Source organism: Gilvimarinus chinensis DSM 19667, from assembly GCF_000377745.1.
In the GTDB taxonomy this organism is placed as follows: Bacteria; Pseudomonadota; Gammaproteobacteria; order Pseudomonadales; family Cellvibrionaceae; genus Gilvimarinus; species Gilvimarinus chinensis.
In genome coordinates this window covers 119,553-141,084 of sequence record NZ_KB898712.1, presented here as the reverse complement: position 1 = coordinate 141,084, position 21,532 = coordinate 119,553, and the positions used below count along the sequence as shown (strand labels likewise).

Below are 21,532 nucleotides of genomic sequence, written 5' to 3'. Positions count from 1 at the left end.
AAGCCGGCTATCGACTCGGCGCTTCATCCAGTCCGTCGCTGTGCGCCCATTCGTCCACGTAAATGACACTTGGCGCCCAGCGCCCTCGCGTGTATCCGCCGAGCTCGGGTTTCGCATGCACTGTTCTTTAATAGGGCAATGCCGACAGTCGGTGAGCTTGCCCTGGAAAAACAATTTACGTTTTCCGTTGGGCTCGACAGTTTCGTGACTGAGCCACATTTCATTGCCTTCGGGACAACGACAGGTTTTTTGTCGTTTATCAAAGTCGAATTCGCTGGACGGAATAACACTCTTGATGCCTTTTAAGGTATCTCTGTGCCGTTTTCCGTATTTGTCTTTTTGCTTGGCAAAGGTTTTGTCACGACGACGAAATTGATTGTCGGGAATATAGGCGTTAATGCCGGATTCACGAAGGTATTCATTGTTGGCGTCATTGGCAAAGCCGGTGTCGGCGGTGATGATCGTGTTTTCTTTATAAATGTCGTCACTGATGCCGGTTCGGGCATAGCGTTCTTTCACGCTATTGAGTACAGGGTTGAGGGTGTGGTGTTCTTGCCCTTCTCCGAACGCTTGGGCATCCACAATTATCTGATGTTTTTTGTCGACGGTTGCGACACCGTTGTAGCCTTGAATGGTGCCCTTGCTGGTCGTCATTTTGGCCGACTCGTTGTCGGTGATATTGCTTTTGACTTCCTTGGGGCGCTTACCACTCCCCATCCTTGGGGACGCCGTCTTTAGGAACTTGTCGATGCGTTCAAACTCTTTCTCAAGAGTATCGGCCGCCTGCTGGAGTCGCTGTTTTCGCTCTCGCTCCTGAGGCTTGCGCCCGTCTAACTTTTTGTGCTCTTTCAGGCATTGGCGGACTTTTTTGCGTAATTTCTGAGACTTCTCCTCCAGCTCTTTCATGTGCCGGAGTGTTCCTTGGCCGCGTTAGAGGACATCTTACAGCCGTCGATGGCAAACAGCTTATTACCGAGTAAGCCTTGTTCGTTACAAACCAGCAGGACTTGAGTGAAGACGTCTTCAATAGCCTCTGGGTAACGACTGATAAAACTGGCAATGCTGGTGAAATGGGGCACTAAATCGCAGGACAGAGCCTTAAAGATAATATTATGCTCGCACTGCCACTGAATCTCCCGGCTGGACGTGATGCCTTTAGAGTAAGCGAATAACACGATTTTTAGGAGAATGGCTGGATCGTAAGCGCTGCGACCGCCTTCATCGTTCTTATAGTGGTCGTAGAATGCTGACAGATCAATATGCTCTTCGATCAACCGATGAAGGGTATATTCAAACGTATTGGGTTGCAGCTGTTCTTCAAAATTAATCACGACCATGCTGTCTTGGTTATAGTTATATTTTCGGAAGTTGGGCATGGCCGGTTCTCCTTTTGGCAAGCCCCAATTTTAGCAAAAAACGCCTTGTTTTTAGAGTTTTTCTACAGCCTCAACGCCCACATAAGCGGCCGAGCAGTAGCGAGGTCCGGCGACCGTAGGGAACAAACTTGATGTGTTTGTTAGATTGCATTATCTGAACACCTTCCGGGCTAACACAACAACAAAAAGAGACAGTGTTATCGCGCCCATCCATGCTTCTGCTGTACTTAGTATTCTCAAGTATGGGTGGCAAGCACTATACGAAATATCACCATAGCCAAGCGTTGCAAATGTAGTAAACGAAAAATAAAGCGATTCCATAATAGCTGCTGCGCTAATTTCTGTATGGCTTGGTGTCCCGAGCATTAAATAGAGAGCGGCAAAGATTAGGGACAATGCCCCAGCCATAACAATTACTCTAATTGGTTTTGTGGTGTAACCAGATAGCGCTCCTAAAAGAAGACTTGACAGCCAGCCGTAAAAGCCTTGTATAGATTTATTCTCTTGAAAGCTTTTCCATAAAATAAATTTTCTTTGAGCAACCTTTTCTTTATACAAAAAGGCATCCATATGCGCCCAAAGCTCTGCTTTTTCGTATGCAAGCCTAATAGATCTCAGTATGTCAGGCCTCTGGTCTCCTGGCATTTCCCTATTTTTCCATGAGCCTGCGAGCTCTAGGTCGAATTTGGTTTTATAGTCCACCCTAAGATCTTCAAGCAGCGCACCTTCAAAATAGGCACCTGAAAGATCTGAACCACTCAAATCACAGCCTCTAAACCCGCTTTGCCAAAAACAGGCCCCTTTAAGGTTACAATCAATGATCCGCACACTAAATCCGCCAGAAGCAGCAAAGACGACTTCTTCCATATTGCACTTTTCAAATCTACTGTATGAATAGTCTGCCATCTCCATATTTGTACTCGACAGATTGCAGTTGTAGAAAGAGCTATATGAAAGTGCTTTTTTCTCAAGACACGGAGAAGATGATAAGTCTTCGTTATAAATATGGATGCCCCGCAGGTCATCCTGAGTCAATACCCAGAACGAATTCTCACGCATTTCAGTTTTGGGATATATGGGGTGACCATAGGGGTCAATGTTTTCTGGATGCTCTAAAACATAATCATCCAGAATAGCGCGTATTTCGACAGAGTTCTTTATCCCATCAATAATTTCCTGCCTTACGCGTTGTCCCACTTCAGTATCCCAGCGATTTTTGATAAATCGCTGTGTTTCAAGGTCAAATTTGAATCCATCTCTTTCCATAGGTAGATGAGTATCTCTGAGTGAAATCTAACGCCGCTAAAAGCTGCCGGAATGGAGGAGTATGTTTTTATGCTAGCGTAAGCGTACAGCATAAAAACATACTCCGGAACGGAGGTAAGCTTGCTAGCCTTGTTAAAAATTATTTGCCCAAATTCGGGCCAATTAATTCAATTACAGTCATTGTGTTAGCAATACTCTCTACTGCCGCCCACTCTTCTTCGGGAGCCCCAAAGGTAACCAAAACAACTAGATCCATTTCCTTTGCCCAGAAAAGTGAGTACAGAATGTGGTATTCCTTCTTTACGCCACCCTCACTTGGTGGTTCAACAACTTCGAGACAGGTACGGTAGAACATACCAAGATCCGTGGTAGTACAATCTTTAACGATTTTGGAGATCTTTCGTTTATTTTGAATAAAGCTATCTACGAAGTCTTTTTTACTCTTCTTGGTACCCTTTTCTACACCGAACAACATCTGTATTCGCTGTCCAGTCTCATAGCCCTCTTTGGGATCTTCCTTTGAAATAGTCCAGATGATCCCGCTATTAGTTGACCCTTCCTGGTAATACCAGCCTTCGGGAATTGCTATTGATCCGTCTGTTGCTTCAAGCTTTTGTAGCTTAAATCCCTCAGGCACATCCACATCAGCATTCAACCCAAGAGAATAAAAGAACAATATGGTAAAAATAATACTTCGAATCATTCGTGCGATATCCATTGATTTTTTAACGCCGCGTACAGAGGCGCGAGCTTGCGAGCGTCCTGCCGCCGCTTGCGGCGGCGAACTGGTATGCTTGGTTATGAAAGTCTTTCACCGCAATACCTACAGCTTTCTACATTCCACAAAAACCCAGGAAGCCTATTGCATTTTGGACACTTTGCCTTCGGGTACGCCAATATCAAAAATACCAACCCTGCAACCTTCAATGGCAAAGTAATAATGTTGTCATAATTCGGCACTAAATCTATCGCCAAAGCTGGAGTCCAAAAAACTAAAAAACCTAATGTGTAGATCCTCCACCATTTTTTATTCGCCTTATAAATATCCTTATATGTCACACCATTCCTCCATCTTCATAACGCCGTGGTTTGGGGCTGACATGGAGCGCCAGCGGAATGGCAGTCCCAGCCGAAGGCGACAACACCGCCTTGTTAAGTGATGAACTATTCATTAGCCGCCAGAGCCCTTTAGATATATAAGACCAGCCATAAATAAATTCATCACTCCGACAATTCGTATGAACATTGGCCTGGCTTTCGTCTCAGCTTCAGTAAACCTAGTAAATTGAAGTCTCGCTGCGGATCTCATTAACAGCGCAATCATCCTTCCTGCGTGGGACGGAAACACCAAACAGTAGAGTCCGAATGGAACTGTAGCAAGCAAGAATATCGATTCATTTGTCATTTCCTTTACTCACTTAACGCCCGCAGCAGCGGGCTAATTTGAAGCGAAGCGTAAAATTAGTCCGACTGCCTGCGCTTGTTAGTGGATGACATTTCTCGCTTAGCCTTTACCATTAAAATGTAAAGCCCCCAAAACGTTAATGAGTAAATAAATGCCGCCAATATATGACCATATATGGTTGGGTAATACCAACCTATATCAGTAGAAAACACAAAAAATGGTTCTCCAAAAATCCAGAGGGGCGCATAGTAGCTTAGATAAACAACCAAGCCATATAAGTCTGCAGCCGCATACAAGAAGATTGCTGGTGCCGCCAAAATAGCGAGCCACAGACTAATTATTTTCCACATAGAAAAGCCCACTAACGCCGCTATAAACGGCCGTAGTGGAGGCGCTTGTTTTTGTTAGCGTAGCGTACAACAAAAACAAGCGCCGGAACGGAGGTCCAGCCCCAACGGGGCGGTGTTTGATAGCCTGGTTAGATTGCTATACCACCGACCTCTACTACGGAGCACCTTTGCGCCCCACCTTTTTACCCAAGTACTACTGAACATCTGGCACTCGGAATTAATTATTTTATTAAGCCATTCTTTGCGCGCATTTGGGGGGAGCACATGACCGAACAAACGGTAAAGGCCTAGCTTATTTCTACAAGGCTGAACCCACTCTTGAACGTGTGGCAAATACCACAAAGAATGGATACCACCACACCTGCTGGTGATTACCGTCGTTTTCGCCCCATAAAGCAGAGCATAATAAATACACAACAACCTTTAACCGGCACAAGCTAGAAAACTTGTTTTAAATCGTGCGGTTTAAATTCACTGCCAACCGCCTAATTTAAAAAGCAATTTAACGCCAAGTTAATGGGCAGACAAAAGCGCAGCTTTTGGCTGTCCAGCCGAAGGCGACATTGAACGCCTTGTTAGTACTTTTAATGGCTTGAGCCCTCTCTAGAATGAAAATACAAATATACCCAAGCTAAAGGCAATAGAATGAATATAGCTAAAAACCATTTTCTAAACCTGTGGGAATACGCACTAGATAATGCAATTAACCAAGTTGTAAAGGAGCCTATTAATGCCCCCAAAACTATTAAACTTTCATACCAATGCATTTCTTCATTAGTTATCGCCCCTCCGTCAAAGCGAGGATCTTCAATTGCTGCTAGATAAGCACTCAAACTCATAGCTAAGAGAAAAAATAAAGCGGTAATGCATATATAGATATCTAGCTTCTTCATGGTAGTACTAACGCCGCATTCAGCGGCTTGTCCGCTGCAATGCTTTGTTAAGCATCGGCTTCTTGCTCATGATCTCCATCCGATAGATCAGCATCTGTTACTTTTTCTAGCAAATACCGAATGGGTTTGGTTACCATTTTTTTCAGCTTGAGAGCTCGAGCGGTGAATGAGTCCAACTTATCAATGAGCTCGCCTAATCGCTGCAATACGTCAGGATTTTGTGCAGCTGCTTCTTTCAATTCCTCTTGGTTGGCCACTACAGCTCCAATAGTTCCTTGAAGCGACTCCTTAAGCCCTTTTGCACCTTTAATTCTATACATGCTTATTGAACTTCTTAAACGCTCAACTTCTTCAAGGAGTGACAATCGCAGAACATCTGGAAGAGATGAATTAAATACCGATTCAAACAAGGCTTCCGTTTTCGAAATTATTTCCGCCAAGTCTTCATCCGATAACGTATCTTCAGTGTAGAATGTGGACAATTCTTCAGCACAAAACTGTAACCTTGTAAGTGCCTCATCGGTGAGGTGTTGTTTGACTGAGTTCCAGTTAGTGCCCAAATTAAGCGGGAAGAATGCTCGGTTAATCTGATTGAATGATTTCAAGTACAATTCGTGATTCAACTGGTTATTCATTTTTATTAGAGATTGAATCTCATTTGAAAGAGAGTATAGCTCCACCACCGCTTTAGTAACTACCACATCATCCTGATCGATATCTAGCACGGATGCCCAAACTGCCCGAACCTTGTCTTGATCCTTCCGTCTTTTCGCATCCGACAAAATTTTGTGCAATCTTCCAGCGGGATTACTTTCGTCAATCAAATGTGATACTCCTTCTATTGCTTAACGCCGTGCACACGGGCAGCCGAAACGCAGTGTAGGCTGTCCGAGCGGCGTCGCCGCGTTGTGCTGCACCTTGTTAACTGTGTTTAAGTAGAACATTGTTGAATATTTTGGTTACTTTTGCGAAGCCGATAACCCTTGCGCCTTCTTGGAACTGAATTTCCTTGCCGACCCATAAAGAATTTGGATAAACCTCTGGCGTAATAAACCAGAGGTGGGCCAAACAAGATTCGCCGGGATGCAACCACTCTTGACCTAAATAATGCTGCGCGGCCGTAGTCAGATAGTCATCAATGACTAGGTGTGCAGGCCTGTATCCAGTTTTTGCAGGTGTGTGCCTACCACCTTCTTCTTTTGTAAGAAGCCGCACTTCAGCTTCAATGTCTGGCTCTCTGCTTTGATATCCGCTCATACAGTTAACAGCTTATTAATGTGCGGGTTGAAAAATGCGCCCGGCAATATATCACGCTTAGAAATTTTTTATAAATCCGCCCTAACTCACTGTAAGTCATATTTTTTTCCTAACTTTGGCGCATTTTTATAGAAAGGTAAAGAAGCAAAGTTGAACAGCAGCTGGCAATGTATCATATTTCTTAAACCACCTGAATTTAGGCGTTTAAAGCACTGAAACACTTAGGAAATATCAAATTTATCAGTGAGATTCTGCAATCCGAAAGTAAGCCGTCTCATGTTCACCAGCTTGCATAGCTCTTATTTTTGCCTATAACTGTATATAAATACAGCAAAAGGGCTAATCATGAACACACCAAATGATATACCTGTTTACGTTCCCCAAAAGAGCGTTCGCTTTATTGATCAGCTACGTGGCTTTATTCGATATAGAAACCTTTCCTATCAAACAGAAAAAACCTATGTGCACTGGGCCGTCAACTTTATACGTTTTAACAAGATGGCCCACCCTCAAACTTTATCTTAATCAGAGGTTGAAGCCTGGCTAACTCACTTAGCTACAGAACGCAATAACTCGGTTAATACCCAACGGATTGCTCTAAATGCCATAGTATTTATGTATCGTGAGTTTTTACGCAAACCTTTAATCGACTTAAACTTTAAGTACGCGAAGGTACATCAGCGAATTCCAGCGGTTTTATCACGCGTAGAAGCTCAAGCGATTATCTGCAATGCAAAGCAGCCATTCAGGCTTATGTTTTCTATTATGTATGGTTCTGGGCTGCGCCAGGCGGAGTGCTTATCCCTTCGGCTATTGGATATAGATTTTGACAACCTGATACTGCATGTACGTCAAGGTAAAGGGCGTAAAGACCGCACAACTCTTTTAGCACAATCTCTACTGCCAGATATAAAAGCACAAATCGAGCGAGTTAAACAGCTACACAACACCGACATAAAGAGTGGACTAGGCAGTGTGTATTTACCTGACGCTCTGGCGAAAAAATACCCATCGGCCGCAACATCTACTAAATGGCAGTATCTGTTTCCATCCACTCGGCCTGGCCCATGCCCCCGCACGGGAGAAATTAGGCGGCATCACTTACATCACACCGCGGTAACTAAACATTTGCGCCATCTCGTGCGCTCACTGGAGGTTCCTAAACACGTTACTTGCCATACGTTTAGGCATTCATTTGCAACGCGCCTGCTTGAGAGTGGCTACGACTTACGCACGATTCAGGAGTTACTGGGGCACTCTGATGTTAAAACAACAGAGATCTACACACACGTAGTAAAGCGAGGAAAGCTAGGCGTTATTAGCCCAATCGATGGAATAAGCGAAGAAAACGCAGGCTATGCTTTTGCATAGCCTGCTCAATACGACTGTTCGTAATTACCCCGCCAACTGCCGCAATACGTAGTGCAAAATCCCACCATGTCGGTAGTAATCCCACTCTACGGCAGTATCGATTCGTACCCACACTTCAAACGAAATATCTTTACCGTCTTTGTGTGCGATCACGTTTAAAGTTTTGGGTTCGCCTTCAATGGCATCAAAGTCGAAGGTCTCCGACCCGTCCAGGCCTAAAGACTCATAGCTGTCGCCGTCTTTAAACTGTAGTGGCAGCACGCCAAAGCCGACGAGGTTAGAGCGGTGAATACGTTCAAAGCTTTGCGCGATAACGGCTTTAATGCCCAGCAGGTTGGTACCTTTGGCGGCCCAGTCGCGGCTGGAGCCGGTGCCGTATTCTTTACCGGCTAATACAATCAGCGGTACGTTATCGGCCTGATATTTTTGCGAGGCCTCATAAATGCTCATTTGCTCGTCGGTGGGCAAATAAGTGGTCCAGCCACCTTCGGTGCCGGGGGCCATTTGGTTTTTTAAGCGCACATTGGCGAAGGTGCCGCGCACCATGACTTCATCGTTACCGCGACGCGAACCATAGCTGTTGAAGTCTTCGGGCTCTACGCCTTTTTCGCGCAGGTATTGCCCCGCTGGGCTATCGGGTTTGATAGCGCCGGCCGGAGAGATATGGTCGGTGGTAATGGAGTCGCCCACTTTTACCAAACAGCGTGCACCGGTAATGGGTTTGGCCTCGGGCAGCTCCATGGTCATGCCGTCAAAGTAAGGCGGCTTTTTCACGTAGGTGGATTCGGGCCAGGAGTAAATTTCATCTTCCGGCACCGGCAGTTGTTGCCAGGCCTCGGTGCCTTTAAACACGTCGGCGTATTTGTCGGCGTAAATGCCTTCGGTCATGGCGCTGGCGATGGTGTCGGCCACTTCTTTGGGGCTGGGCCAGATGTCTTTCAGGTACACGGATTTGCCGTCTTTGCTTTCGCCGACCGGGTCGTTGAGTAAATCCACATTCATGTTGCCCGCCAATGCGTAGGCAACCACCAGTGGCGGTGAGGCCAGGTAATTCGCCCGCACATCCTGGTGAATGCGGCCTTCAAAGTTGCGATTGCCCGAGAGTACGCCAGCCACCAGTAAGTCGCCTGCGCGCACGGCGTTTTGCACCGGTGGTGGCAGCGGGCCCGAATTACCAATACAGGTGGTGCAGCCGAAGCCGACAATATCAAAGCCCAGCTCGGCCAAAGGCTCTAAGAGCCCTGCGTTTTTCATATAGGCGGGCACCACTTGCGAGCCGGGGGCGAAGGAGGTTTTTACCCAGGGCTTGGTGGTTAAACCCAGCGCGTGGGCTTTTTGCGCCACCAAACCGGCGGCTACCAGCACGGCGGGGTTTGAGGTATTGGTGCATGAGGTAATGGCCGCGATGACCACCGCGCCATGCTCCAACATAAATTCTTTGCCGTTCATTTCCACGGGGATAGCACCGCGTTCGTGCAGGTTGGTGTTATCTACCGCCGTTTGTCCCCCCTCACTGGTAAAGCGGCCGTCTTCCGAGCTGGCAATTTTTTGTTGCTGGTTTTCCAGCTCTTGCTCCAGCAAAGCATCAAACTCGGTTTTGGCGTCGGTCAGGGCGATGCGATCTTGCGGGCGCTTGGGGCCTGCCAAGCTTGGCACTACATCACCCAAATCCAGATGCAGGGTGTCGCTGTAATCGGCCACGGGGTCGTCGTCATGGCGCCACAGGCCTTGGGCCTTGGCATAGGCTTCAACCAAGGCAATTTGCTCTGGGTCACGGCCAGTTAAGGCCAGGTAATTCAGGGTTTCGTCATCGATGGGGAATATGCCGCAGGTAGCGCCGTATTCGGGCGCCATATTGGCAATGGTGGCGCGGTCGGCCAGGGGCAGCTTAGACAGGCCCGGGCCGTAGAATTCCACAAATTTGCCCACCACACCGCGCTCGCGCAGCATTTGCGTCACGGTCAGCACCAAATCGGTGGCGGTGGCCGAGGGCGGCAGCTCGCCTTTTAATTCAAAGCCCACCACTTCGGGGATCAGCATGGTAATGGGCTGGCCCAGCATGGCGGCTTCGGCCTCAATGCCGCCCACGCCCCAGCCCAAAACGCCCAGGCCGTTGATCATGGTGGTGTGGGAGTCAGTGCCCACCAATGTGTCGGGTAAAGCGATTTTCTCACCGTTGGTCTCTTCTACCAACACGGCTTTGGCGAGATACTCCAGGTTTACCTGATGGACAATACCGGTGCCGGGCGGTACCACGCGAAAGTTGGAGAACGCCTGTTGGCCCCAGCGCAAAAACTGGTAGCGCTCGTTGTTGCGCTCGAATTCTTTCTCGGTGTTTTTGGCCAGCGAGTCGGGGTTGCCGAAGTAGTCCACCATGACCGAGTGGTCGATCACCAAATCTACCGCGCCCAGTGGGTTAATTTTGGCCGGGTCGCCCTTGAGCTGGCGCATAGCGGCGCGCATGGCCGCTAAATCCACCACTGCCGGTACGCCGGTAAAATCCTGCAGTACGACGCGGGCGGGGGTAAAGTTTACTTGTTCGCTAGCCTCGTCCGAGCCCTTCCAACGGCACAGGGTATGTATGTCATCGCTGCTGACGTTTTTGCCGTCTTCTTTACGCAGAAGATTTTCCAGCAAAATTTTTAAACAGAAAGGCAGGCGTTCAAGGTTGTAATCACCGGCCAAGGCATTGAGGTTGTAGTAGTGGTATGTCTGGCCGTCGACTTCGAGTGTACTTTTCGATTTAAAACTGTCGCTCACGGTTGTTCCCCTTTAACTGATCCATTTTGAGTAAAGCAGAAAGCAAGGTTTACGCCGAACCCTACATACGTGCACCTATTGTTTAAGCTTAGGTCATTTGAAGGTTTCTGATAACCCATCAAATTTCCCCTGCAACCCATAGACTGTAAACACGCCAATTCACTGTAAAGATGACAATTAAAAAATAAAAAAACGGCACTCCACCTGAATGGAGTGCCGTATAAACGATGTAGAGACATCAACTCATGTACAGACGGTAATAGGTAGCTAACGTTTGCAAACGTACCCATTACCCCATAAGCAAAGCTACAAACGCTCAGCTCTTCTGGCAGCTAGCCGCCAGAACTGGTGTTATCGAGCAGGTAAGGTTGGCACTTAAACCCGATAAAAATTTGGAACCGCAAGTATTCGAAATGACGAACGAATACGGAAAGAGAAACAACCACCGAAAATTACAAATAAAATTTATTTTATATTTGATTTATAGCGAATTGTTTCCATTTAAGCAAATGTTTTCTTATATAAAAAACTTGCTCGGCTACGTGGAGGTTTCTTGCAGGTAACGGATGTGACTGGGCATGTGCCCTACCACGGCAGCAATCGCTTCACGCCGCTTTGTCATTAACGCCCTTAGCTCGGCGGCGGGAATCGAATCCGCTTGGCGGGCGTAGTGTTCGGGCACTACATCCTGGCCGGTAAAAATGGCCACCCAGCTGGACTCGGCGTAAGACTCATCGGCATACATAGGCACCCGCCCCGAGGCGCGGTATACCGCTATTTTATGGGCCAGAGTGTCGGGCAGTTTTTGCTCCCGGCAAGTGCGCCAGAAGTCGCTGTCATCCCGCTGGCTGGTGCTGTAATGCAAAATTAAAAAGTCCCGCAGGCGCTCATATTCACCTCGGGTAATGCGGTTGTATTGCGCCTGCATAGCAACGGTATCGCCACCGCTGGGGAGCATCTCTAAAAAGCGCAGCAATCCTGTTTGAATCAGCTGAATACTGGTGGACTCCAAAGGCTCCAAAAAGCCCGCCGCCAAGCCGAGGGCAAGACAGTTTTTATACCAGAATTGCTCCCGATGGCCGGTGACAAATTTCAGTGGGCGCGGCTCACCCAGGGCTTTTCCTTCCAGGTTTTGCAGCAGTTGCCCAGCTGCAGCATCGTCGCTGATAAAGTCGCTGGCATACACCAGACCGTTACCGACCCGGTGCTGCAGCGGGATACGCCATTGCCAGCCGGCCGTGCGCGCGGTGGCGCGGGTATAGGGCGAGAGTTCGTCCTGCCGCTCGCAGGCAACCGCTAGGGCACGGTTACAGGGCAACCAATGGCTCCAGTCCCGAAAGGGCACCTGTAAAGCATGATTTAACAAACGCCCATGAAAGCCGGTGCAATCGATAAAGAAGTCAGCCTCTATCCTTTGCCCACTGCCCAAGGTGAGCGATTGGATATCGCCCCTATCAGGGCACAGCTGAACATCGACCACCTGCCCTTCAATATGCTGGACTCCCCGTTTACAGGCGTAGTTTTGCAACAGCGCGGCATAAAGGCTGGCATCGAAATGGTAGGCGTAATCAAAGGCAGCAATGGCCGCCAGGCGAGGATCGTCCGGCGGCGGCGCAAAGCGATTGTGCCGCGCCGCCTGCGCGGAAAAAGAGTAGTCCGCCAAAGGCGCGGTATCGCCCAGCGCTCTGGCGCGCAGCCACAGCTGATGAGCGGCAACCCCGTTATGGGCCGCACCAAAATCACCAAAACCATGAAAATACTGACCGCCAGGGCGCAGCCAATCGCGAAACTCTATGCCCAGCTTGTAACTGCCACAAGTGGCGTGCACAAACTCGCGCTCATCCAGCCCTAAATACTGATTAAACTGGCGCAAAATCGGCACCGTTGCCTCGCCCACCCCCACCGAGTCCAATTGCGGCGCTTCAATAAGCTGTACCTCAACCGGCTGCCGGGCAAAAAAGCGCGCCAGTGCTGCCGCCGCCATCCAACCGGCTGTACCGCCGCCAAGGACCACGAATGTGCTAAGTGGTTGAGTCATAAAAGGGAGTAGAAGCGTGTCGTTTCAGGCCAGTGAGGCAAAAAGCCACCCCCGGCACAAGAGCCGGAGATGGCAGGGGGCTGGTTAGAACTGCGTGCGCAGCACAAAGGCAAAGCGACGATCGCCCTGGGTCCAGCTGTAGTCACCGGCGAGCTGAGTATCACCCACTTCGAGCTTGGTGGACTCGGCGGTCAGGTTGGTCACCTGCAAGCCGACCTTCACATGATCGTTGATGGTATAGAACACTGAGCCATCCAGCTGACCATAATCGTTAAACCATACCGGGCGGTTGATGTTCGCCGCCGAAGTGGTCAACAGGTAGCGCTCGCGCCAGTTGTACGCCAAACGGGCCGACACATCGTATTTTTCGTACATCAGCGTCAGGTTATAGCTGTTGTCCGAAATACCTTCGATGGGTAGCGACTCGTCGGTAGAACCTTCCACCTGTGGTGTTTCAAAGATGTTTACCGCCTGGTTCATACCCCCTTCGTTGTCGATAAAGGTGTAGTTAGCCTGCACCCCTAAACCGTCAAACGGGCTGGGCAGCGTATCGAAAAACTGCTGATACGCCAGCTCGGCGCCCTTCAGTTTACCCTCTGAGGCGTTTACCTGACGGGTCACTTCAAAGTCGTAGGTTTGGCCACCGGAGGTGATGCTCTCTACCTGGTTGGTGGTAGCGATATAGTCTTTGATGTCTTTGTGGAACAGCGCCAGGGTAACGCTGTTCGCGTTGCCAAAGTAGTACTCCAGGCTCAGGTCGATTTGATCAGAGACCGTCGGCTCCAACTGGTAGTTGCCCCCGGTACCGGTACCTTCATAGGGGGTGTTGGGGTTAAAGGCATTGTCCATAAAGTCAAAACCCAGAGTGGTGTAGGGCTGAGTTTGATGGAAGCCCGGGCGCACCATGGCGCGCGACAAACCAAAGCGCATTTGCAGCTCTTCACTCAGCCCAAAACGCAAGTTTAAGCTGGGCAGCACATTGGTATAGCTATGCTCATAATCGGCGTATTCACCGTAGGCGGCGTTGTAAGCATCGGCGAAAGCCTGAGCACCGGCGCAATCGTCTGAAGGTGCTGTGGCGCAGGCATCACCGCCGCCACCAGCGGCGGAACGGCCTCGGGCGGTCAGCTCGGTTTCCACCACGCGCACACCGACATTACCGTCAAAGGGAATACCCAGAATTTCACCGGTATCGTCGCCAAAGCGCGCCATAACATAACCGGCGGTGGTCAGTTCGGTTTGATTATTAATACCTGCGCTGACGTTATCCGCCTGCGGGTTCAAGTCGTAAGCCGTTTCCGGGTCCAGCGGCACCCAGCCCCAGCCAGCGCGCTGTACATCGGCCAATTGCTCGTAAGCGTAGTTAGGGTCGCGCGTCAGATCGTAGGTGGGGAACCAGCCCACGGTAGGGGCGTTGGTGTCACCGGCGTAAAAGTTGTCAAAGGTGTAAAGCTCGGTGCCGTCCTGAGTGTCTTGATCCAGATAGACAATATTGTCCGCATCCGGCGCACCACCCCAGAATTGATTGTTCAGCAGTGACCAGTTCCAGCCGGATTGACGGGTAATGGCTTCGCGATCCGAGCGGCGAGCGCCGAAGGAAATGCTGTGCATAAAGCCGCTGTCGGTAAAGTGGTAATCCACATCGACCGCGCCTGCCAACGAGTCGGCGTCGTTGTCCTCAATGTGGTCCATGGCCGCGCCCCACCAGTAAGCGCCCTGCTGCGCCTGGCGCTCGTCAGCACTGACATCAATCCAGGGGTCGCTGCCAAAGCCAAAGTCGGCCTGAACATTCGAGTTAGAAGCAGGGCCGCGCTCTTCACCGGCCAATTGAGTAAACAGGGTATTGCTCAACACTTCGGTGGCTGAATCGACGTATTGCACGTCAGCACTAATAGTCCAGTTTTCGCTGGGGGCGTACTCCACCGAGAAGGAGTAATCGCTGGTTTCAGCGTCGCGGCTACCAAAACGGGTGTTGTTGCTGATACCGGCATTGTATAAAGTGCCGCCCGTCAAAAAGCCCTGGTCGTCGTAGTTGAAATCGCCATTCCAGGGCATGATGTCGTTGCCCCAATCGGCATTGATACCCACCGCGCGCTCTAAATCCTCGGCGTAGGTAGCGGTGCGAATCGCCTGTAAGGTCATTTCCAGCTTGTCGCTGGGCGCCCACTGCACGGCGGCGGAGTAAGAGTCGCGCTCTTGCTCCCAGTCAATGCGGCGGAAACCGAGGCCATTGGGCAGATAGTTTTGCGCTGCTAAACCGCTCGCGCTGGAGGCTTCGCCGTTGGCGTCGTAGCCGATGTAGCGACCGGTTTGAATGCTGTCGGTGCGGTTGCCGATTTCAGCCACGCTGGCCGATACCAACACGCCCACTTCACCGATGGCGGTATCCCAGCGATTGCTGAACAAACCGTTAAACGACGGGAAACCCTCTTCGTACAGCTCGGCGTAGTTGTAGTCGGCCGAAGCCGCTGCAACCATGTCGTCCGAATCAAATGGCTTGCGTGTGCGCAGGTTTACCGTACCGCCAATACCGCCTTCAATCATGTCGGCAGTCGGCGCTTTGTATACGTCTACCCCGGCCATCAGGTCGGCCGAAACATCCTCAAAACCCAGCGAACGACCGTTAGACGCCGAGAAAATATCGCGCCCGTTCAGTTCGGTGCGCACCCAGTTAAGGCCACGGACAAACACATCGCCACCTTCCGCCGCCAGGCGTGCGGGGTCGCGGGCATCGTTAGTGCGCTGCAACTGTACACCGGGCACACGCTGCAGGGCTTCGGCCACCGAGCGGTCTGGCAGCGCGCCAATGTCTACCGCGGTAATGGAGTCCATCACCATTTCGGCATCGCGCTTGATCTCTTGCGCCGACTCAATACTGGCGCGCTGGCCGGTTACGATCACTTCTTCCAGCGTAGTTTCGCCGCTGCCAGCGTCTTCCTGCGCAACGGCCGAGCCGACAACGCCCAGAGCGCAAAGCACCATGGCAGACACACTGGTTTTCGCCAACGGGCGAGGGAATTTCTGGTTGGTTTGGGTATGGGCAATCACTGCACTCTCCTAATTATTATCTTAAGTGTCTAGCTAACTCGACCTGCAAATAGAGTGGCCACGCAGGGCAAGTTGAGTTTTTATAATGCGACCAATTGTTTACTGAGAAAAATAGTTTCTTATTTAAACTCTACGCCGCATTATATACACCATGACTTTTACATGCGCAAATATTTTCTTATGTAAAATATTTAGGTCGGACTTATCCCAGAGTTCAGGGCTGTCCAATTGAACAATCCCGAACCTGACGAAAAGCTTTAAAAGAAGAGATAGAAATTAGGGGGTAAGCGGCAACACCCGATAGCTCTGCCCTGCGTTGACCGCAAAACGTAACCCCTGATTAGCCACGGCTTGCGTTGGGACTGGGGCTTTGCCATCGATTTGTACGACTCTGTAATCCTGCCCCACCAACGTCAGAGTACCGCTGCTAGTCGGGGTTAAAGTGGCTTGAACCAACTTACCCGCATTCCACTGAATAGCCACACCGACATCACCGCGCGCGCGCAACCCGGTAACCGAACCCGACGGCCAGGCGCTGGGTAATGCGGGTAGCAGGTTCAGGCGCAGATCGTGGCTTTGCAGCAGCATCTCGGCGATACCGGCAGTAGCGCCAAAATTGCCGTCGATTTGAAACGGCGGGTGGTTGTCCCACAGGTTGGGCAGGGTGCTGCGCTTGAATTGCTCCCCCAGGACTTTGTGCGCGCGGTCGCCGGCGGCCAAACGCGCCCAAAAGTTCACCTTCCAGGCCTGGGACCAGCCGGTGCCGCCATCCCCACGCGCGTTCAGGCTCACCTTGGCCGCCTCGGCCAGCTTGGGCGTGGCCTCGGGCGTAATCACCCGCCCCGGATGCAGCGCATACAAGTGAGAGACATGGCGATGGTGGTTGTCCGGGTCGTCGCGGTCCTCTTTCCACTCCTGCAACTGGCCCCAGCTGCCAATGCGAAGGCCGTCGTCTAACTCAGCCAACGCCGCTTCCAGCTCAGAGGCAAACGCCGGGTCAGATTTAAGGGTGCGCGCGGCTTCTAAGGTGTTAGTGAAAAGCTCGGTGACAATTTGCTGGCTCATGGCGGCGGCCACGGTAAAGTCGCCCTGCTCGGGGCTGTAGCTGGGGCTGACCACCAGTTTGCCGTCGCGTGGGTCGGTCACCAGCGCGTCCAGCCAGAATTCGGCGGCCTCTTTCATAATGGGGTAAGCGCGCTGGCGCAAAAAGGTCTCGTCTTGGGTGAACAGGTAATGCTCGTAATAGTGCTGCATCAACCAGGCGGCGGATTCGGGCTGCCAAAACGCCGTGGGCCAGGCGATCACGCCGGTAAAACCGTAGATGTTGGTATTAAGGAACAAAGTCCAGCCGTCCGCACCCACCAGTTTTTGCGCCGAAATACGCCCAGGCTCTACCAGGGACTCGACAAAATCGTAAAAAGGAGCCGTGGTTTCTTCCAGGTTGGTGACCAGCGCAGGCCAGTAGTTCATCTGCAAATTGATGTTGACGTGGTAGTCGGCATTCCAGGGCGGAGTATTGGAGTTATTCCACACCCCTTGCAGATTGGCGGGCAGCGAGCCCGCACGGGAGGAACCAATCAGCAGGTAACGCCCGTACTGAAAATAAAGGGCCTCTAAGGTACGATCCAGCGTTTTATTGCCCGAGCCATAAGCCGCTAAAAGTTCGGCGGTGGTCTGCGAATAATCGGCCTGACCGAGATTCAGCTCCACTCGGCTAAATAACGCCTGATGATCCGCTAGATGGCGCGTTTGCAAAGACTCAAACCCGCGCGCCTGAGCCGCCTTTACCCGTGCAGAGACCTTGGCTTTGGGGTCAGCGCCGCGGTATTCGGGGTAGCTTTGTGCGTAATTGGTCGCCGCCGAAAACACCAGGGTAAGGCTATCGGCACCGGCCACCGATAGTGTTCCCAGCCCCTCCTTCACCGCTGACGTAACCTCGCCGCCTTGCGCCTGAATGGCTAACTGGCCTTCATAGACCAAGCCATTTTCATTCAGCGCGCCGTGCACACGCAGGGTTTGCCCCTCGGCGCTGTCGGTGCGTGAACGATTCTCGGGTATATCAAAGTTCGCGGTAACATTCAGCTGGCCCTGCTCGCTGGCGCTCCAGTGACCCACCAGGGCTTGATCCGGGTAGCTGTAAAAGTACTCGCGGCGATAGTCAATATCGTTTTGGCTGTAGCTGATGCGCAAAATGCCGCTGCTTAAATCCAGCTCGCGACGGTAATCCGATACGTCCCCCTCGGCCGCTTGCGCCATTAGGATGTACCCAAAATTCTGGTAGTTGCCGTACCCCGGGTGATCGCGGCCCATAAGCTCCGCTGCCGCCTCCGGAGTCATGCTGCCTTTGTCGCGCAAGATGTTTTGCACCTGCGCCAGGGCGTCATGCTGATTACCCTCTTCGGGCCAGCCAAAGGTGTAACCGTGGCTGGAGCCGGGGCCGCCTTCCCACAGGGTTTTCTCGTTCAGCTGAATGCGTTCGATGGCCGGATCGCCAAACACCACTGCGCCCTGGGCGCCATTGCCAATGGGAAAGGCCTGCTGTTCCCAGTCGCTGACCGGTTGATCAGACCACAGGGTTAAGGGTTCGGCAGCGTAGCTTGCCAAGGGTAAGCTCACCAGCGTTATGCCCATGCCTGCGCAGCGTATTAATTGATTCATATCCGTTAGGCTCTTGAAATTGATTTTTATAAGAGCAAACACTTTACTATATGAAAATAACTTTATTAAGCCCGACTGCAACTCACGGCCAGCCTCTACTATCACGCCTGGCCCTTCCTTTGCTTCTTTCACTGTGAACAACGAAGCAACGGAGGTTTCAATGAACACATCCATTCGCACACTCATAGCCGCATCACTACTTACGCCACTTGCCAGCTATGCCGGCGATTACCGGGTGCCCATGCACAAGGTCAACGAAGACGGGCTGGTAAACGCCATTGGCACGGTCAAGATCGAACAAACCGAATACGGTACGGTTTTCACCCCCAACCTAACGGGCCTGATGCCGGGTGAACACGGTTTCCATGTACACCAAAACCCCAGCTGTCAGCCCGCTGACGGCAAGCCCGCCGGGGCCGCCGGTAGCCATTACGACCCGAAAGGGGCCGATAAACACGCCGCCCCCTGGGAGGAAGGCCATCTGGGAGACTTACCCACTCTGTCGGTGAATGAAGACGGCGAAGCGACCACCCCGGTGCTGGCACCCAAAGTGAAATTTGAAGACTTGGAAGGCCGGGCCCTGATGATTCACACGGGCGGTGACAACTACGCGGACGACCCTAAACCGCTGGGTGGCGGTGGCGCTCGTGTTGCCTGCGGGGTAATTAAATAGCCCGAGGTTTTTCCTTACAAACGCCATAAAAAAGGTCTGCATCCCGCCAAGGTTGCAGACCTTTTTGCAAGACTTACAAGTGTGGCGCTAACCCTCTTTGGTTAGCGCCATTGCCGTCTCGTTATTCGGCGCTGTGATAAACCCGCTGCACATCGTCCACATCGTTAAGCATATCCAGCAGCTTTTCAAAGGTTTCTGCATCGTCGCCAGAAATGGGCGTAGTGGTTTGCGGTACAAACTGAATTTCGTCCACGTCGAAGTCAATGCCCTCAAAAGCGTTGGTCAGGGCGTTGCGCACATTGGCGTATTCCGTGGTGGGGGCAAATACGGTCACTTTGCCATCTTCGCATTCGATGTCGTTAACATCGGCATCGGCTTCCATTAAGGCTTCCAGCACTGACTCTTCATCGCTGCCGTCAAAGACAAAAATGGCGCAGTGATCAAACATGTGACTCACACTGCCTTCTACGCCCAGTTTGCTTTTGGTTTTGTTAAAGCAGGTGCGCACATCACCAATGGTGCGGTTGGGGTTGTCGGTTAAGCACTCCACAATCAGCATAACGTTGCCGGGGCCAAAGCCTTCGTAGCGCGCTGGCGAGAAGTCTTCACCGGCACCGCCGCTGGCTTTATCCAGGGCTTTTTCAATCACGTGGCTGGGCACCTGATCTTTTTTCGCGCGGTCAATCAAACTGCGCAGCGACAGATTACCGGCGGGGTCGGTGCCACCTTGCTTAGCGCATACGTAGATTTCGCGGCCGTATTTGCTGTACACCTTGGTTTTTGCGGCGGCGGTTTTCGCCATGGATTCTTTGCGGTTCTGAAAAGCTCTGCCCATGTTGCGCTGTCTCTTACTGTACGTGGTTTTTGATGGGGCTGGATTTTACCGCTATTGTTGCTCGGGTGGAACCAGAGAGCGCACCGCACGATCGGGTTTGGCGTATTCCAGTCGCTCCAGGGGGTGTCCAAGATGGTAGTGATCCAGCCCCGATACCGCCACGGCGTCCAACGACTCAATGGCCACATGACCGTCTGCCGCCACAGCCGTTGCGGGTACAATCACGGTTTGGATTTCACCAATCACCAATTCGGTGTCGTTACACAGGGTTTGCACCTCAACCAGCTGCAGCGCCAACTTTAAGTGGCTCTCGCCCACAAAGGGCGCTTTTATATCCGGCAGCGTTTCTGGGGTTAAGCCTACCGCGGCAAACTCCGAGATCTGGCGCGGGTAGCGCGCTGAGCTTTGATGGGCCTGACGGTAGATATCGCCGTTAACCTGATTGAGCGTAAAGTGGCCGGTGGCGAGCATATTTTCCAGCGAGTGGCGCTCGACACTGTGGGGGCGAAAGATCAGCCCGATCAAGGGCGGGTTGGCCCCCAAGTGAAACACCGAGCTGACAATAGCAAGGTTATGATGGCCCTCGGCATCCTGCGTGCCGATCAGGTTGGCGCTTTTGTAGCCCGATAACGAATTAATAAAATGTGCCCGCTGGCGCTGGGGCATGGCATCAATGGCGTTGCGATCAAACTGCATAACTTCCTCCTAGTTTGCCAGAGGAATACGCAGCCGCGCCTAAAAAGGTAAAAAGTCGCCAGGCAAACCACCTTTGCGCAGTAAAGCTGCCGTATCCATAGCAAGGGCAATAGTGACATGCACCATCACCCCGCCCCAGATAGAGCGCGATGCCAGTGCCAGTATCCCCAAAAACAAACCGAACAGAATGGCTCCCGTCGCCTCCAGCCACAGCTTGGGAAAATGAATCATCAAATAGGGAACGCACATAATCCAAATGGCGTTGGCACCCAACGCCGGGCGCAGGGCGTTCAGCATAAAGCCACGGAAGAAAAACTCTAAAAACACAAACTGGCCAATGTACAGCGCCCACCAGCTGAGCAAATCCAGCCAGCTGCGCGACGCCTGGTCGTAAAACGGGTAGTGATTGACAAAGTCATCGCCCAAGCTGACCAGGTAGACAAAAAACAGAATGGGAGTGGTCAGCAGCAGGTAGCCGCGCCAGTGCTGCGCGGTCTCGTTCCAGCGCCAGCCCATGTCGATGACCCGCTCGCGCAATACCCAACGAATCACCAAGGCGGGGATAACCACATACCCTACTAAATGAATAAAACTCCACCAGGCGTAACCGGCCAGCTCTAAAAAACCGGCATCGCGCAATGCCAATATATAGGCGTTGGGATTACCACTGAAACTGCCCGCCCAACGCAGCAACTCGAAAAAATTGCGTGAATATTTAACGTAGTGGACCAGTAACAGGCACACGCACACACAGGCCAGCACCACCATTATCCGGCGTAAGCTCGCCTCGCGTGACAGGGTGTGCGACGGCGCCACGCGGTCGAGCTGATCCAGTAAAGTGAGAATGTGTTTGGGGTGCAGGGCTTTAATCACCGATTAGGGGGCCTCTATTAAAAAGCTGTTTAG

At 51.5% G+C, this 21,532-nt stretch carries 14 protein-coding genes and 2 pseudogenes; 2 read left to right on the top strand and 14 right to left on the bottom strand.

All coding sequences use genetic code 11. The features are described 5' to 3' along the window. From D568_RS20530 to D568_RS0116540, 7 genes and pseudogenes are all read right to left on the bottom strand, one after another. Window positions 1-1,376 (bottom strand): annotated as a pseudogene (locus tag D568_RS20530) (transposase); the annotation flags it as partial. A 150-nt stretch (window positions 1,377-1,526) separates the two neighbouring features. Beyond that, complete coding sequence (locus tag D568_RS0116565; protein ID WP_020210728.1) at window positions 1,527-2,642, bottom strand: pentapeptide repeat-containing protein; 1,116 nt, start codon at window positions 2,640-2,642, stop codon at window positions 1,527-1,529. A 139-nt stretch (window positions 2,643-2,781) separates the two neighbouring features. Further along, window positions 2,782-3,345 (bottom strand): hypothetical protein, encoded by a 564-nt coding sequence (locus tag D568_RS0116560; protein ID WP_040517018.1) that lies wholly within the window; start codon window positions 3,343-3,345, stop codon window positions 2,782-2,784. Between the two features lie 758 nt (window positions 3,346-4,103). Next, window positions 4,104-4,397 carry a hypothetical protein gene (locus D568_RS0116550; protein WP_020210725.1) on the bottom strand — a complete coding sequence of 98 codons (294 nt, stop codon included), beginning with the start codon at window positions 4,395-4,397 and terminating at the stop codon, window positions 4,104-4,106. A 584-nt stretch (window positions 4,398-4,981) separates the two neighbouring features. Then, on the bottom strand, window positions 4,982-5,290 hold the full coding sequence (locus D568_RS21740) for a hypothetical protein (RefSeq protein WP_157497941.1): 309 nt from the start codon (window positions 5,288-5,290) through the stop codon (window positions 4,982-4,984). A 47-nt stretch (window positions 5,291-5,337) separates the two neighbouring features. Beyond that, on the bottom strand, window positions 5,338-6,114 hold the full coding sequence (locus D568_RS0116545) for a hypothetical protein (RefSeq protein ID WP_020210724.1): 777 nt from the start codon (window positions 6,112-6,114) through the stop codon (window positions 5,338-5,340). A gap of 97 nt (window positions 6,115-6,211) precedes the next feature. Continuing rightward, the gene (locus D568_RS0116540; RefSeq protein WP_020210723.1) at window positions 6,212-6,547 is read right to left on the bottom strand and encodes a hypothetical protein; all 336 of its coding nucleotides are present in this window, start codon (window positions 6,545-6,547) and stop codon (window positions 6,212-6,214) included. Window positions 6,548-6,892: 345 nt separating this feature from the next. On the opposite strand from D568_RS0116540, the pseudogene D568_RS20525 reads away from it, so the two are divergent. Next, window positions 6,893-7,918, top strand: a pseudogene (locus D568_RS20525) (integron integrase). A gap of 24 nt (window positions 7,919-7,942) precedes the next feature. Here D568_RS20525 and acnA read toward each other — a convergent pair. From acnA to D568_RS0116515, 4 genes are all read right to left on the bottom strand, one after another. After that, window positions 7,943-10,678, bottom strand: coding sequence for an aconitate hydratase AcnA (acnA, locus tag D568_RS0116530; protein WP_020210720.1), 2,736 nt, complete (start codon window positions 10,676-10,678; stop codon window positions 7,943-7,945). Between the two features lie 538 nt (window positions 10,679-11,216). After that, window positions 11,217-12,716, bottom strand: coding sequence for a tryptophan halogenase family protein (locus D568_RS0116525; protein WP_026287107.1), 1,500 nt, complete (start codon window positions 12,714-12,716; stop codon window positions 11,217-11,219). An 84-nt stretch (window positions 12,717-12,800) separates the two neighbouring features. Continuing rightward, window positions 12,801-15,764, bottom strand: coding sequence for a TonB-dependent receptor (locus D568_RS0116520; protein WP_020210718.1), 2,964 nt, complete (start codon window positions 15,762-15,764; stop codon window positions 12,801-12,803). Between the two features lie 276 nt (window positions 15,765-16,040). Further along, entirely contained in the window at window positions 16,041-18,422 is a 2,382-nt protein-coding gene (locus tag D568_RS0116515; protein ID WP_040517064.1) for a glycosyl hydrolase family 95 catalytic domain-containing protein, read from the bottom strand. A gap of 160 nt (window positions 18,423-18,582) precedes the next feature. On the opposite strand from D568_RS0116515, the gene sodC reads away from it, so the two are divergent. Next, complete coding sequence (gene sodC / locus D568_RS0116510; protein ID WP_020210716.1) at window positions 18,583-19,095, top strand: superoxide dismutase family protein; 513 nt, start codon at window positions 18,583-18,585, stop codon at window positions 19,093-19,095. Between the two features lie 121 nt (window positions 19,096-19,216). On the opposite strand, the gene D568_RS0116505 is transcribed toward sodC, so the two are convergent. The 3 genes from D568_RS0116505 to D568_RS0116495 are packed head-to-tail and all read right to left on the bottom strand — an operon-like array spanning window position 19,217 to window position 21,499. Beyond that, the gene (locus D568_RS0116505) at window positions 19,217-19,930 is read right to left on the bottom strand and encodes a YebC/PmpR family DNA-binding transcriptional regulator (RefSeq protein WP_020210715.1); all 714 of its coding nucleotides are present in this window, start codon (window positions 19,928-19,930) and stop codon (window positions 19,217-19,219) included. A gap of 51 nt (window positions 19,931-19,981) precedes the next feature. Further along, window positions 19,982-20,626, bottom strand: a complete 645-nt coding sequence (locus D568_RS0116500; RefSeq protein ID WP_020210714.1) for a flavin reductase family protein — start codon at window positions 20,624-20,626, stop codon at window positions 19,982-19,984. A 39-nt stretch (window positions 20,627-20,665) separates the two neighbouring features. After that, window positions 20,666-21,499, bottom strand: a complete 834-nt coding sequence (locus D568_RS0116495; RefSeq protein WP_020210713.1) for a CPBP family intramembrane glutamic endopeptidase — start codon at window positions 21,497-21,499, stop codon at window positions 20,666-20,668. Window positions 21,500-21,532: the final 33 nt, after the last annotated feature.

Bases quoted from the DNA above. Each gene is read 5' to 3' on its own strand.
- D568_RS0116565 (WP_020210728.1), bottom strand. From the start codon at position 2,642: ATGGAAAGAGATGGATTCAAATTTGACCTTGAAACACAGCGATTTATC.
- D568_RS0116560 (WP_040517018.1), bottom strand. From the start codon at position 3,345: ATGATTCGAAGTATTATTTTTACCATATTGTTCTTTTATTCTCTTGGG.
- D568_RS0116550 (WP_020210725.1), bottom strand. From the start codon at position 4,397: ATGTGGAAAATAATTAGTCTGTGGCTCGCTATTTTGGCGGCACCAGCA.
- D568_RS21740 (WP_157497941.1), bottom strand. From the start codon at position 5,290: ATGAAGAAGCTAGATATCTATATATGCATTACCGCTTTATTTTTTCTC.
- D568_RS0116540 (WP_020210723.1), bottom strand. From the start codon at position 6,547: ATGAGCGGATATCAAAGCAGAGAGCCAGACATTGAAGCTGAAGTGCGG.
- D568_RS0116525 (WP_026287107.1), bottom strand. From the start codon at position 12,716: ATGACTCAACCACTTAGCACATTCGTGGTCCTTGGCGGCGGTACAGCC.
- D568_RS0116515 (WP_040517064.1), bottom strand. From the start codon at position 18,422: ATGAATCAATTAATACGCTGCGCAGGCATGGGCATAACGCTGGTGAGC.
- sodC (WP_020210716.1), top strand. From the start codon at position 18,583: ATGAACACATCCATTCGCACACTCATAGCCGCATCACTACTTACGCCA.
- D568_RS0116505 (WP_020210715.1), bottom strand. From the start codon at position 19,930: ATGGGCAGAGCTTTTCAGAACCGCAAAGAATCCATGGCGAAAACCGCC.
- D568_RS0116500 (WP_020210714.1), bottom strand. From the start codon at position 20,626: ATGCAGTTTGATCGCAACGCCATTGATGCCATGCCCCAGCGCCAGCGG.